Raw genomic sequence first — 445 nt, forward strand, 5'->3', positions numbered from 1 at the left:
ACGGACGACGTGTTCGAGTCGGAGCACTCGATCGTCTTCGACCAGGCCGAGAACCGGCTGCACACGATCAAGGCCGTCATGGTCGCCACACTGGGATCCTGAGGACGACGTCATGCGCGTGGTGGTGGCCCTCGGCGGAAATGCCCTGTTGCAGCGCGGTGAGCCGATGACGACGGACGTGCAGCGCCGGAACGTGTCGAGGGCGGCCCCGGCGCTGGCGCAGATCGCGGCCGACCACGAGCTGGTGATCTCCCATGGCAACGGTCCACAGGTCGGTCTGCTGGCGCTGCAGGCTGCCGCCTACACGGACGCCGAGCCGTCCACGCTGGACGTGCTCGGTGCCCAGACCCAAGGGATGATCGCCTACATCCTGGAGCAGGAGCTGACCAACGTCTTCCCGACCACGGAACGGTTCGCGACGATCCTGACGATGGTCGAGGTCGAC

2 protein-coding genes are annotated in these 445 nt (G+C 66.7%); both read left to right on the plus strand.

The genetic code is table 11. The features are described from left to right. The coding region (locus EKO23_RS24885; RefSeq protein WP_134721277.1) for a hypothetical protein at window positions 1-102 on the plus strand (102 nt) is incomplete at its 5' end. Window positions 103-112: 10 nt separating this feature from the next. After that, window positions 113-445: amino acid kinase family protein (locus EKO23_RS24890; RefSeq protein ID WP_484213842.1), on the plus strand; the 333-nt coding region annotated here is incomplete at its 3' end.

The sequence above is a fragment of the Nocardioides guangzhouensis genome (genome assembly GCF_004519545.1).
Lineage (GTDB): Bacteria > Actinomycetota > Actinomycetes > Propionibacteriales > Nocardioidaceae > Nocardioides > Nocardioides guangzhouensis.